Here is a 12,430-nt window from a genome sequence, read left to right as displayed (position 1 = left end):
TTGGGTGAAGGATCACGCCGTGTGGGAATGATCACGGCAACGTTGTCGGTCGTACGGAACCGACGTCAGGGGCGGCAACAAGCGCCCTCAGGAGTGCCGTCAGGGCGTCAGAGACCTTTCCCGCACGGTCACCAGCTCCGCACCGGGCGTCCGGCCGGCCTCCGCCGCGCGCCCGTGCGCGCGGGCCTGTTCCAGCCGCAGATCGGCGGAACGGCCGCGCAGGGTCAGGGTCATCAGCTGGTTACCGAACCAAGGGCCGCCCGTTTTGCGCCAGTTGACGGACGACCGGACGACCCGTCCATGCCGGACCAGCGCATGGCCCAGCCGCCGGGCCGGCCCGCTCCAGCCGAAACGGAAGCCCAGCTTCATATAGCCGGGGATGGAGTTGTGCACGGGCGAGCAGGTCAGCTGCACGACCCGCGCGTCCGGGCCGCCGCCCGCCGTCCAGGACGGCTCGGCCACATACGCGTGGTGCACATCGCCGGACAGTACGCACACCGTCGCCGGGGCGTCGGGGCCGCTGCCCGCCTCCGCGATCAACGCCGCCAGCTCCTCGAAGGAGTCGGGGAAGGCGGCCCAGTGCTCCAGATCGGCCGCCCTGCGCAGCCGTTCGCCGAATCGCGCCCAGCGGGGGCCGCGTTCACCGCCGCAGAGGGCGGAGTCCCAGGTCTCCAGGTCATGGATGAAGGGCGGCAGCAGCCAGGGCAGTGAGGTGCCGATCAGAAGATGGTCGTACGGTCCACGCGTGTCCGTGCTGTGGGCGCTGTCTGTGCCGCGGGTGCTGTCTGTGCCGCGGGAGCTGCCTGTGCCGCGGGTGGTATCCGTGGTGTCTGTGCCGTCGGCGCTGTCCGTGCCCCCATCGGCCGGGCGGTCGTCCTCCGCGCTCCGGCCGTCCAGCACCTGGTCGCGCACCCAGCGCGCCTCCGCCTCGTCCAGCATCGCGCGGTCCCGCTCCGCCAGCACCCGGGCGGCGCGGGAGTCGACCATCAGGAGCCGCGTACGACCGAAGTCGCGCCGGTAACTCCAGCGCGCGCACGCCGGATCGCGGTCGGCCTCGGAGGCGAAGCGCCGCAGCAGCTCCGTGCCGTCGGGCTGCGCGCGTACCGCCGCGTACAGCTTGTCCGTCGCCAGCTCGGCGGGGGAGAGATTGCCCAGGTGCTGGTAGACCCAGTACGACATCAGGCCGCCGAGTACCCGCTCCTGCCACCAGGGCTTCGCCCGCATGTCGGCGAGCCAGGCGGCGCTGCTGTTCCAGTCGTCGCTCAGATCGTGGTCGTCGAAGATCATGCAACTGGGGACGGTGGAGAGCAGCCACCGTACGGCGGGGTCGCGCCAGGACTCGTCGTAGAGGTGGGTGTACTCCTCGTAGTCCGCGACCTCCGCGCCCGGCGGCTCGCTCAGATCGCGGCGCTCGGCCAGCCGCCGCCGGGTCGCCTTCGACGTCTCGTCCGCGTACACCTGGTCGCCCAGGAGCAGCAGGACGTCGGGGCGCGCGGCGGTGGGATCGCCCGCGATACGGGTGGCCAGGGTGTCGAGCGCGTCCGGGCCGATCGGGTCGGGCTCGTCGTGCGGCGGGGACGCCCAGCGGCAGGAGCCGAAGGACACCCGCAGTTCGGCCGCGGGCACGGCCGGGGTACGGATCGTGCTCGGCGGGAACGGGGAGTCCTCGGGCGGCCAGACACGGCGGTCGTCGAGCAGCACTTCGTACGGGGTCTCGGTGCCGGGGGCCAGACCGGTCACCGGGATCAGCGCGTAGTGGTGGCCGGCGATGTGGAACGTACGCGAGGTGCCGTACGCGCCGTCCCCGCAGCGGACCTCCGCCGTGGACGGGCGGTCGGCCTCGACCCAGACGGTCGCGGTGCCGCCGCCGTCCCCGTCGACGTACCGCAGCAGTGGTCCCAGGCACAGCCGGGTCATAAAAGCCTCCTCCGTCGCCCCGTACGGTACGGAACGACCGTACGGAGTCGACGGGAGGGACCGGGGGACCGGGAAAGTGGTTGCTCAGCAGCCGTTCAGGGTGCTCTGGAGCGCGCTCTTCTCGGCGGAGTCGATCTTCAGGTTGTAGTAGTACTTCACCTGCACCCAGGCGCGGACGTAGGTGCACTTGTACGCGGCGCGCGGCGGCATCCACACGGCCGGGTCCTTGTCGCCCTTGGACTGGTTGACATTGTCCGTGACGGCGATGAGCTGCGGACGGGTCAGGTCGTTGGCGAACGCCTGGCGCTGCGCCGTGGACCAGCTGTTCGCGCCCGACTTCCAGGCCTCGGAGAGCGGCACCATGTGGTCGATGTCCACGTCGGACGCGGCGCTCCAGGTGGCGCCGTCGTACTCGGAGTACCAGGTGCCGCTGACGGCGGCACAGCTGGAGTCCTGCTGGACGTTCGAACCGTCGCGCTTGAGCACGACCTCACGGGTGTTGCAGGCGCCGGACTGGGTGATCCAGTGCGGGAACAGGTCACGGCTGTAGCCGCTGGAGGAACCTTCCGCCTGAACGGTCAGCTGGCTGAGGTAGCTGCGCGCCGTGGCGGCGCTGACCGGGGTGGGCATGGCGGCCTGCGCCGTGGGCGCGGTGAGCAGGGTGGTGGCGGTGGCGATGGCGGCCGTGGCGGCGAGGACGCCGGCACGGGACATTCGACGCGCGTAGACACCGGACATGTGAACTCCCTTGGAGTGGGGGGATCTGGCGGGACCATGCGGGGCGGTACGGGTGGAGCCGTGGGGGGCTGGGCCGTGCGGTACTGGCCGTGCGGACTGGACCGTGCGGGGCCGTGGGCCCGGCCGCCATCGTGGTCGTGGTGGGTTTCCGGAAGGTGGGCTTCAGGTAACAGCGTGACGACATGAGCACGTCACATCAAGGGGAAAAGAGGAATCGGTTCTTCCTGAGGGGTGGGCAAATGTGTTCCATCCGGGCGAGGTTGGCGAGATCGGCGCGGGGCGGTGCGCCGGGGCGCGGCCGGTCGCGCGGGGCGTGCGGGCGGTACGGGCGCAGTGGCAGGGTGCGGCATAGGGTGGGCCCGTGCTGCTGCGGGTCGATATCACGTTCGGGGCCGTACTCGGCGCGCTGCTGATCGTGGCCGTGGCGGTGGCCGCGCTCGCCCATCTGGGCCGGGCCCGCGAGATCGCCGTCGCGGGGGTCAGGGCCGCGGTCCAACTCGGCGTGGTCTCGCTGGTGATCGGGTGGGTGGTCGGCGCCGTACCGCCGCTGCTGGGCTTTGTCGCCCTCATGTACGCCGTCGCCGTACGGACCGCCGGCCGCCGGGTCACCGGCAACAGGACCTGGTGGTGGGCGGCCGTGCCGATCGGAGCGGGGGTGGCGCCCGTCATGACCGCGCTGCTGCTCACGGGGGTCGTGCCGGCCAAGGGCATCGCGGTCATCCCCATCACCGGCATCCTCATCGGCGGCGCGCTCACCGCGACGGTGCTGGGCGGCCGACGGGCGCTCGACGAACTGCACGCGCGACGTGGGGAGTTCGAGGCGGGGCTCGCGCTCGGGATGCTGGACCGCGACGCCCGGATGGAGGTGGCCAGGCCGGCCGCGGCGGACGCGCTGCTGCCGGGGCTGGATCAGACGCGGACGGTGGGGCTCGTGACCTTGCCGGGCGCGTTCGTGGGCATGCTGCTGGGCGGCGCGTCACCGGTACTGGCGGGCGCGGTCCAACTGTTCGTCCTGGTGGCGCTGATGGCGGTGCAGGCGGTGGCGGTGAGCGTGGTGCTTGAGCTGGTGGCGCGGGGGCGGCTGCACCGGGAGGTCGAGTACCGCGCGCCGCGCCCCGCGGCGCCGGACGGCTGAACCGAATGAACCGGACGGCCGACGGCGCCGTACGGCTGAACCGGTGGATCAGCCGAAGCGCAGCGCGATCTCGCCCGTCGGCACTGCTTCCACCCGCAGTTGGGTGAGGTCGTCGACATGCGCGTCCGGTGACATCGCCCTCGCTCGTGGGCCCACGCCCACCACGCGCATGCCCGCCGCCCGTGCCGCCTCGATGCCGGCCTCGGAGTCCTCGAAGACCACGCAGTCCTCCGGCGCGAAGCCCAGGGTCGCCGCGCCCAGGAGGAAGCCCTCCGGGTGGGGCTTGCTGGCGGTGACGTTCTCGGCCGTGACGCGGGTCCTGGGCATGGGGAGGGCCGCCGCCGTCATACGGGCGTCGGACAGGGCGACGTTCGCCGAGGTGACCAGCGCGTGCGGGAGTTCGGCGATGGCGGACATGAAGGCCGGGGCGCCGGGGATCGGGACGACGCCCTCCGTGTCGGCGGTCTCCTGGGCGAGCATGACGCGGTTGTCGGCGTAGTTCTGCTCCATGGGACGGTCCGGGAGGAGGACGGCCATCGTGGCGTACCCCTGGCGGCCGTGGACCACCTTGAGGACTTCCTCGGGGTCCAGGCCGTGCTCGCTCGCCCAGAGGCGCCAGCAGCGCTCCACGGAGGCGTCGGAGTTGACGAGAGTGCCGTCCATGTCGAGAAGGAGGGCGCGGGCGGTCAGGACGGACGTCGTGGTGGAAGCGGTGGCCGTCATCGGCGGACTCCAGTGCGCGGAAGCGGAGACGAGCGTGGCAGGCGTGGTAAGCGGGACGAGCGGACGAGCGGACGAGCGGAACAAGCGGAACAAGCGAGGTGAACGGAGCGGGCGGGGCGAGCGAGACAAGTGGCTCCGCCCGTCGGTCAGGGTGAACGGGCGGAACCACTTTGTTTCGTCATTATACAAAGCGGGTCAGTGGCGGCGACCGGCACCCCGGGTGTCGGCCTCCAGGGCCCGCCGGGTACGCGGTCCGTAGACGCCCCGAGGATCACCGTCAATCTGTTTGTACGACTGATAGAGCCCGACGGCACCCGCAACGCGGTCGTCGTACCGGCCGTCGGGGCTGCCCCGGAAGAGCCGGATCTCCGCCAGCCGCCACTGAAGCTCCATGACTTCGGGCCCGGAGTCGCCCGGCCCGAGCGAGTCGCCCGCCGGTGCGCTGTCGGGCTCCCGCGACGGCTCGGTCATGGTCTCCGGGGCGGAGGGAGGCGGTGTCGTGACGCCGGCCGTCCGTGACGCGCTCGCGCTCGGAGTCGGAGTCGGGGCGGGGGGCGGCGGGGGCGCGGCGGCCGGCGGTGTCGCCGACGGGGTCGGGGTGGGTGTGACCGCCGGCGGAGAGGTGTCCCGCGGACTCATCGACGGCAGCCAGGTGTGCGCCTGGTCCGGCCGGGCCCGTACGTCCCCGGCGTCCTGCGAGAGGACCTTCCCGGCGAACGCCACCGTACCGATCACCGCCACCGCCGCGGCGCCGATCGCCACCGCTCGGTACGGCTTGCGCCGGACGGGCGGCGGCGCCGGGTGATCCTCGCCGTCTCCGGCCTCAGGTGGCGGTCCCGGGGGGCCGCCCGTCGGTGCGAGCGGCGGCAGCGGGCCCGCAGTGCGGAACGACCGCGGCGCCTCGGACCCCGCGTCGAGCGTCACGTACGGCCGTATCCGCAGCGGATCGAAGTCCTCGGCCGCCGCGATCTCGGCCGCCCGCTCCGCCGCGTTCCTCCCCGCCGCCTCGGCCGGGCTCTTCTCGGATCGCCCGCCGCGTTCCCCGCAGTCGCAGCCGGGTCTGTCTTCCGCGGCGCGCGGCGTACCGCATTCGGGACAGAGCTGTCCGGTCAACGTGGGTCCCCTCCCCTTGAACTGCCGCCGATTATGCAGCCCGTATTCGAACGGAGTACGACGCCCGGGCGTCCCGGCGGGTCCCCGGTGCGCGCGGGGCACGGGAGGGGGCGGATGCCTCGTATCTCACAACGGGACAGAACGGTCCGAAGCGGACAGGATGGAGATCCGGCGAACCCAAGGAGATGCCCCATGTTCCAGAAGGAGATACCCCCATGGCCCAGGAAGTGAGCGCCCCTGCCCCGAGCCGGGCCTCCGGCGAGGGCCAGAACCCGCGCGGGGTCCTCGTCGCGATCGGCGCCCTGCTGCTCGGACTGCTGCTCGCCTCGCTCGACCAGACCATCGTCTCCACCGCGCTGCCGACCATCGTCAGCGACCTCGGAGGTCTGGAGCATCTGTCCTGGGTGGTCACCGCTTATCTGCTGGCCTCGACCGCCGCCACGCCCCTCTGGGGGAAACTCGGTGACCAGTACGGACGCAAGAAGCTCTTCCAGACCGCGATCGTCATCTTCCTCGTCGGGTCCGCGCTCTGCGGCATAGCCCAGAACATGGCCCAGCTCATAGGCTTCCGCGCACTCCAGGGACTGGGCGGCGGCGGGCTGATCGTGCTGTCGATGGCGATCGTCGGTGATCTCGTCCCGCCGCGCGAACGCGGCAGGTACCAGGGCCTGTTCGGGGCCGTCTTCGGCGCGAGCAGCGTCCTCGGCCCGCTGCTCGGCGGCTTCTTCACGGAGTCCCTCAGCTGGCGCTGGGTCTTCTACATCAATCTGCCCGTCGGCATCGTCGCCCTGCTCGTCATCGCCGCCGTCCTGCACATACCGGTACGCGGGACCAAGCACACCATCGACTATCTCGGCACCTTCCTGATCGCGTCCGTCGCCACCTGCCTCGTGCTCGTCGCCTCGCTCGGCGGCACGACCTGGGCCTGGGGCTCGCCCGAGATCATCGGACTCGCCGTCCTCGGACTGCTGCTCCTCGCCGTCTTCATACGGGTCGAGCGGCGCGCGGCCGAACCGGTACTGCCGCTGCGGCTCTTCCGGCTCAGGACCTTCACGCTGGTCGCGCTCATCAGCTTCATCGTCGGCTTCGCGATGTTCGGCGCGATGACCTATCTGCCGACGTTCCTCCAGGTGGTGCAGGGCGTCAGCCCCACCCTGTCCGGGGTGCATCTGCTGCCCATGGTGCTCGGGCTGCTGATCACCTCCACCCTCTCCGGGCAGATCGTCAGCCGCACCGGCCGCTGGAAGGTCTTCCCCATCCTCGGCACCGGCATCACCGCCCTCGGACTGCTGCTGCTCCACCAGCTCACCGAGTTCACCGGCACCTGGGTGATGAGCGCCTATCTCTTCGTCTTCGGCGCCGGGCTCGGACTGGTCATGCAGATCCTCGTCCTGGTCGTCCAGAACTCCGTCAGCTATCAGGATCTGGGCGTCGCCACCTCGGGCGCCACCTTCTTCCGCTCCATCGGCTCCTCCTTCGGCGTCGCCGTCTTCGGCACGGTCTTCAGCAATCTGCTCCACGGCAAGATCAGCTCCGTGCTGGCCGGCAAGGCGCTGCCGCCGGGCGCGGCACCGGCCGACATCTCGGCCGACCCCCATGCCATCGCCCTGCTGCCGCCCGCGCTGCGGCCCCCCGTACTGAACGCGTTCGCGACCTCCATCACCGATGTCTTCCTGTACGCCGTGCCGGTCGTGCTCCTCGCCTTCCTCGTCGCGTGGTTCCTCAAGGAGGACAAGCTGCGCGGCTCGGTGACCGCTCCGGAGATCACCGAGACCCTGGCGTCCAACCCGGTCGAGCGCTCCTCGCGTGACGAGTGCGCCCGCGCCCTGTCGGTCCTGGGCACCCGCGAGGGCCGTCGGCGGATCTACGAGACGATCACGGCGAAGGCGGGGTACGACCTGCTCCCGGCGGCCAGTTGGATGCTGCTGCGCATCAGACGCCATGGTTCGGTCGAACCCGCCCTGCTCGCGGACGCCACGCCCGTAGCGCTCAGGACCATCACCGACGCGTCCCGGCAGCTGGAGGTGCGCGGGCTGGCGCATCGCGAGGGGCTGGGGCTGACGCTCAGTGACCGGGGCGCGGAGATGGCCGAGGTGCTGGCGAAGGCGCGCGAGGATTCCCTGGCGGAGTTGCTGGGGGACTGGTGGGGGCCCGACCGGCCGAGGGATCTGGTGCGGCTGGTGCGCGAGCTGACCAGCGAACTGTGCGGCTCCTACAGCGAACGGCCACGCGTCCCGGGGCCGCCCAGGGACCATGCCGCCTGACCGCCGGTGAGGGACGGCGGCCCGGCTGGTGTCCCGGCGGCCACGGCACCGAGTCTCTACGACCCGACAGCTCCCATCAGGCGAGTACGTGGGCGAGCGCGAAGCCGTCGTACCCCTTGGAGCCCACCGTCTGCACCGCTGTCGCGGACAGCCGCGGGTGCTCCGCCAACAACTCGATCGCGCGCCGCGTGCCCTGTACGGAGGCGTCGGTGCTGTCCGCGTCGCTGACCGCCCCGTTCCGTACGACGTTGTCGACGATGATGACGCTGCCGGGACGCGTAAGCTTCAGCGCCCACTCCACATAGTGCGGATTGTTCTGTTTGTCCGCGTCGATGAAGACGAGATCGAAGGGGCCCGCGCCCTCGGCCACGAGAACGGGCAGCGTCTCCAGCGCGGGCCCCGTCCTGACCTCGGCGATCTTGTCGAGTCCCGCGTGGGCCAGATTGGCGCGGGCCACCTCGGCGTGGCGGGGGTCGTACTCCAGCGAGATCAGCTTCCCGTCCTCCGGCAGCGCGCGGGCCAGCCAGATGGTGCTGTAGCCGCCGAGCGTGCCGATTTCGAGGACCGTGCGGGCGCCCTGGATACGGGCCAGCAGCTGGAGGAACTTGCCCTGGTTGGGGGCGACGCCGATGGCGGGCAGGCCGGCCGCGTCGTTCGCGGCGAGGGCGGCCGAGAGCGCTTCGTCGGCGGGTGCGAGCTGATCGGTGAAGTAGCGGTCGACCGCGTTCCACTGCTCCTGGGACATGAGGGCCTTTCGTCGGTGCGGGAGGTGAGGTGACGGCGTTACCGGACTCATTGTGCGTCGGCGGCCCGTCCCGTTGTCCTCTCGTTGTCCTCGCAAGTCCGGAAATCATGGGCGTCAGGACAAAACATGGATGACAGTCAGGCGAAGAGGGGGTTGCCTGAGTCTTCCCGACAGGGCAGTGCAAGGCTCTATGCCCCAAGGACGGCGTTATCGGACGGAGGGTCGGCGCGGCGTGGTGAATGCGGAGCACAGCGTGCACGGCGGTGCGGCGGCGGGTACGGCGGCGGGGACCGGTTACGGTACGGCGCGCGCGGTTCTCTGGCTGGTCGCCGCCGTACTGGCGGTCAGACAGGCGGCGGCGGTGCTCCGGCACCCGCCCGGTGAACGGCTCACCGATCTGGAGACCTGGATCGGTGAGAACGGCGTGCTGCATGTGACGGGTTCGCTGTACGACACCGGGAGGTTCACCGGGACACCGTTCGCCGGCCTCGTACTCAAACCGCTGGCGCGCTCGGCCGAACAGAGCCTCGGGATCGCGTGGACCTTCGGGACGCTCCTGCTGGTCGTCGCCCTCGGTCTCGTCGCGGCCCGTGCCCTCCCGGGCCGGGTGTCGCGCCGTACCGGACTGCTGGCCGCGCCGGTCGCGATCAGTCTGCTGATGCTGTCGCTGCCCGTGCGCAACAGCTTCTCGCTCGGCCAGATGAGCATTCTTCCCGTCCTGTTGGTGCTGCTCGGCTGCTTCGCCGTCCGGGGCGAACGCGGCTCCGGTGCGCTGATAGGTATCGGCGCGGCTCTTCAGCCCGCCGTGCTGCTCTTCGTACCGCTGCTCTGGCTGACCGGCCGCAAGAGTGCCGCCGTGACGACGACCGGGGTCTTCGCCGCGAGTACGGCGGTGGCGTGGCTCGCGATGCCCGGCGACTCCTGGGCGTACTGGGCGCACCATGTGGCGGGCGCGGGCCTCGGCGAGCGCCCCGACGGTCTCGCCAACCAGTCCCTGCACGGCGTGCTGCTCAGGCTCGGCCTGGAAGGGCCCCTGGAGGTGGCGCTGTTCATCACGCTGGCCGCGCTCGTCGTCTTCCTGGGGCTGCGGCGCGCGGTCCGTTACGCGCGTGACGGGCAGCTGCTGCTCGCCGTCGCGCTGACCGGCTGTGTCGCGATCGCCGTCTCGCCGACGGCCTGGCAGCACCAGCTGCTGTGGGTGCTGCTGGCGCTGGTCGGCCGGGTCGGCAGACGGGCCGGTGACCGGCTGGTGTGGCCGGCCGTCGTGGTACTGGTGATGACACTGCCGGGGACGATGCTGCTGCCCAACGTCGGGGTGCTCGTGCCCCTGCGGGAGAACGCCCCACTCGTCGCGGCCCTGGCGGCGGCCTGCGCGGTGCCGTTCCTGACGCGCACCACGCCGTACTTCGAGAAGCCCGTCCCGACCGAGTACGCGCGCCCCGTGCCCGCGCGCTGGGGCCGGATACCGCTGGTGCCGTTCTGGAGGCGGCTGTTCAGCCGGCCGAACCTGCTGCTCGAAGTGCTCGCCATCCGGGTCGGTTTCTCCGTCTACACCCAGATCCGGCTCGCCGCGACGGGCGGTCGCGAGACCGCCGAGGAACACGGCCGGCAGATCCACTCGATCGAGCGGGCGCTCGGGATCGACATCGAGCGCTGGGTCAACCACACGGTCGTGGAGGTGAAGTGGGCCGAGAGCTTCTTCAACTTCTACTACTCGTCGTTCCACTTCCTGGTGCCGTTGGCGATCCTCGGCGTGCTCTACGTACGCCGCCCGGCGGACTACCGCTGGGCGCGCTCCTCGCTCGCCTTCGCCACGGTGCTCGCGCTCGTCGGCTTCTGGCTCTACCCGCTGGCACCGCCGCGGCTGATGCCGGGCCTCGGCTTCATCGACACCGCGCACGGCCCACAGGATCTGACCAACCCGGACTACGGGGCGCTGACCGCGCTCACCAACCAGTACGCGGCCATGCCGTCGCTGCACTTCGGCTGGTCGCTGTGGTGCGGCGTGGTGATCGTCGTCCTGGCACCCAAGACGTGGATGAAGCTGCTCGGGGTGCTCCACCCGCTCTTCACGGTGTGCGCGATCGTCGCCACCGCCAACCACTGGGTGCTCGACGCGGTGGGCGGCGCGGCGGTGGTGGGGGCCGGCTTCGGGCTGACGTATCTGCTGGCGGGCCCGCGGAAGCTGTTGCCACGGGTGACGGCACCGGCCGAGGCGGATCCGTTCCCGGAGGGGGAGGTGGAGCGGCAGCCTGAGCTTGAGCCGGGGCATCGAGCGTGACGTCAGGGGCATGATCCCGGCCGCGCGCGGCCGAGCAGGCCCGCGGGCCGCCGCACCAGTCAGGTACGGGCCGGTCGGGTACGTGTCAGGCGGCTTCGGGCCGGGTGCGCTCGCCGGTATCGGGCGGTGCGAGCCACACCAGCCGAGGGGCGCACTCCGCCGCCCGCCCGAAGTACCACATGACACGTTCCGCCGAGGCGAGCCGCCACCGGCTGCCGCCACCGACACGGACGACCTCGGCTTCCCCGCTCTCGTACGCCAAGCCCCACGCGACGACGACCGCGTCCGCGTCCTCCGTACCGACGCGATACTCCTCCACGACCGCGAAGAGCCGGGGTGCGGTGTCGCGCACGAGCTCATACACCTCTTGTTCGTACACCTCCTGATCGAAATCGAGCGGCTTCAGGGCAGGGTCCTGCGGCGATACGGTCATCGAAATCCCCTGTCGGCAGAAGGGTGACGCCCAGTCGGCCGCTGCCGTTGGGCATGGCGAGGTCGAGACGCCGTGAGACGTGGCCAATTGGAGTGGCCTGAGTCACACCGTAGCGAGTGATGTAGTATTTAGTCTACCTGACGGGTCGGTATTAGTACTCGTGACCACTCGAATGGGTACTGGTGCATCCATGTGTGCGAAACGGAACCAGGAGAGGACGGCAACGATGCCCCCGAGCAAGCTCCCGCCAACGATCCGACAACGGCGCCTGGGCGCTGAGCTTCGACGTTTGCGTGAACTCGCGGAACTGTCCGTCACGGAGGCGGGACGGCTGCACGGTTCCACTCAGTCGCGGATCAGCAACATCGAATCCGGCGGCTATCCGGTGAGCGCCGACCGTGTGCGGACACTGGCGCGGCTGTACGGCTGCCTGGACCAACCGTTCGTTGACGCGCTCGCGGGCATGACCGGCGGACGGACACGTGGGTGGTGGGACGAGTACCGCGAGATCCTCCCCGCGGATTCCCTGGAGCTTGCGGAGCTGGAGCATCACGCGGTGGCCATGCGAGTCGCCTGCGCGATCCATCTACCCGGACTTCTCCAGACCACGGACCACGCCCGTGCCCTCTTCAAGGATGTCGTACCGCCCTTCGACCCGCCGGTGGTTGAGCATCTGCTCTCGTTCCGGATCAAGCGGCAGGCGGTGATCTACGGAGAGCGGCCGACGTCCTTGTCGACGGTCATTCACGAGTCCGCTCTGCGTATGGGGTTCGGTGGCCGGAAGGTGGCGCGCGCCCAACTGGAGCACCTGGGGGACATGAGCGAGCGCGAGCACATTTCCGTCCGAGTCGTCCCGTTCGGCAGCGGGAGCTATCCAAGCTCCGGATCGGGCATCATCTACCTCGGGGACGTGGTGCCTCAGCTCGATACGGTGCAACTCGACACTGATACGGCCTCGGGCTATGTGGGTGCTCAGCCTCAACTGGCCAGGTACCGGGCGGTGCTGGACCGGCTGGAGGTCACCGCGCTCACGCCGGAGAAGTCCCGGGACCTGATTCATAACATCGCGCGGAGCATGTGA

Annotated in this window: 10 protein-coding genes; 4 read left to right on the top strand and 6 right to left on the bottom strand. The window is 70.7% G+C overall.

The window, feature by feature from the left end; genetic code table 11:
• Positions 1–99: 99 nt before the first annotated feature.
• Together ACFRMN_RS01090 and ACFRMN_RS01085 are read right to left on the bottom strand one after the other, a co-directional pair.
• Entirely contained in the window at positions 100–1,917 is a 1,818-nt protein-coding gene (locus ACFRMN_RS01090) for an alkaline phosphatase D family protein (protein ID WP_383011338.1), read from the bottom strand.
• 84 nt (positions 1,918–2,001) lie between these two features.
• Positions 2,002–2,655 carry an HNH endonuclease family protein gene (locus ACFRMN_RS01085; RefSeq protein ID WP_383011335.1) on the bottom strand — a complete coding sequence of 218 codons (654 nt, stop codon included), beginning with the start codon at positions 2,653–2,655 and terminating at the stop codon, positions 2,002–2,004.
• Between the two features lie 361 nt (positions 2,656–3,016).
• On the opposite strand from ACFRMN_RS01085, the gene ACFRMN_RS01080 reads away from it, so the two are divergent.
• Positions 3,017–3,790, top strand: coding sequence for an ABC transporter permease (locus ACFRMN_RS01080; RefSeq protein WP_383011333.1), 774 nt, complete (start codon positions 3,017–3,019; stop codon positions 3,788–3,790).
• A gap of 48 nt (positions 3,791–3,838) precedes the next feature.
• On the opposite strand, the gene ACFRMN_RS01075 is transcribed toward ACFRMN_RS01080, so the two are convergent.
• A complete protein-coding gene (locus ACFRMN_RS01075; RefSeq protein WP_383011330.1) occupies positions 3,839–4,513 on the bottom strand; it encodes an HAD-IA family hydrolase in 675 nt (224 codons plus the stop codon).
• Positions 4,514–4,708: 195 nt separating this feature from the next.
• Positions 4,709–5,626 carry a peptidoglycan-binding protein gene (locus ACFRMN_RS01070; RefSeq protein ID WP_383011327.1) on the bottom strand — a complete coding sequence of 306 codons (918 nt, stop codon included), beginning with the start codon at positions 5,624–5,626 and terminating at the stop codon, positions 4,709–4,711.
• Between the two features lie 215 nt (positions 5,627–5,841).
• On the opposite strand from ACFRMN_RS01070, the gene ACFRMN_RS01065 reads away from it, so the two are divergent.
• Positions 5,842–7,890: a DHA2 family efflux MFS transporter permease subunit gene (locus ACFRMN_RS01065; protein WP_383011325.1), complete on the top strand. Its 2,049-nt coding sequence runs from the start codon at positions 5,842–5,844 to the stop codon at positions 7,888–7,890.
• 76 nt (positions 7,891–7,966) lie between these two features.
• Here the strand turns inward: ACFRMN_RS01065 and ACFRMN_RS01060 are convergent, their stop codons facing one another.
• Positions 7,967–8,635, bottom strand: a complete 669-nt coding sequence (locus ACFRMN_RS01060) for an O-methyltransferase (protein ID WP_383011322.1) — start codon at positions 8,633–8,635, stop codon at positions 7,967–7,969.
• A gap of 232 nt (positions 8,636–8,867) precedes the next feature.
• On the opposite strand from ACFRMN_RS01060, the gene ACFRMN_RS01055 reads away from it, so the two are divergent.
• A complete protein-coding gene (locus ACFRMN_RS01055) occupies positions 8,868–10,916 on the top strand; it encodes a bifunctional glycosyltransferase 87/phosphatase PAP2 family protein (RefSeq protein WP_383011319.1) in 2,049 nt (682 codons plus the stop codon).
• An 85-nt stretch (positions 10,917–11,001) separates the two neighbouring features.
• Here the strand turns inward: ACFRMN_RS01055 and ACFRMN_RS01050 are convergent, their stop codons facing one another.
• A complete protein-coding gene (locus ACFRMN_RS01050) occupies positions 11,002–11,349 on the bottom strand; it encodes a hypothetical protein (protein ID WP_383011316.1) in 348 nt (115 codons plus the stop codon).
• A 172-nt stretch (positions 11,350–11,521) separates the two neighbouring features.
• Between ACFRMN_RS01050 and ACFRMN_RS01045 the strand changes: the two genes are divergently transcribed.
• On the top strand, positions 11,522–12,430 hold the full coding sequence (locus tag ACFRMN_RS01045; RefSeq protein ID WP_383011313.1) for a helix-turn-helix domain-containing protein: 909 nt from the start codon (positions 11,522–11,524) through the stop codon (positions 12,428–12,430).

Origin of the sequence: Streptomyces sp. NPDC056835 (assembly GCF_042789485.1) — a bacterium.
In the GTDB taxonomy this organism is placed as follows: domain Bacteria; phylum Actinomycetota; class Actinomycetes; order Streptomycetales; family Streptomycetaceae; genus Streptomyces.
This window is presented reverse-complemented; position numbering and strand designations above follow the sequence as displayed.